Origin of the sequence: Burkholderia territorii (assembly GCF_902833055.1) — a bacterium.
GTDB classification, from domain to species: Bacteria; Pseudomonadota; Gammaproteobacteria; order Burkholderiales; family Burkholderiaceae; genus Burkholderia; species Burkholderia territorii.
Genome location: NZ_CADFEJ010000173.1, coordinates 1 through 424, shown reverse-complemented (window position 1 = coordinate 424; position 424 = coordinate 1). Strand labels below are relative to the sequence as shown.

Annotated in this window: 1 pseudogene; it reads left to right on the top strand. The window is 64.2% G+C overall.

Going from position 1 to position 424, the window contains the following annotated elements:
- Positions 1-216: pseudogene (locus tag HW466_RS31585) on the top strand (citrate transporter); the annotation flags it as partial.
- Positions 217-424: the final 208 nt, after the last annotated feature.

Here is a 424-nt window from a genome sequence, read left to right as displayed (position 1 = left end):
GCCGCGATCCTGTTGTCGGAATTCACGCACGACTGGCGTGCGCTCGCGTTCGGCGTGTCGGTCGGCGGCTTTGGCTTCGCGATCGGCTCGCTTGCGAACCTGATCGCGGTGCGTCTCGCGAAGGAGCCGCGCATGTGGCTGCCGTTCCATCTGGTCTCGATTCCGTTCGCACTCGCCAGCGCGGCGTTCGGCGCGTGGCTGCTCGTTCATGGTTGAGTGACGCGGCTGCGCGCGGCACAGCCGTGCGACTCGGGTGGCGGGGCGGGTGCACAGTATTCGCGCTGGTTGCGGGGCTGTTGATAAGTCCGGCAATTCACGGTCGATTGCCTGTGGTGGCATGACAACTGATTGGATGATCCGACGCGTCGACGTCGGCCCGGATTTCGTGCATCCGGTGCTGCTAGATAGTCACAGGGTTTTGCTT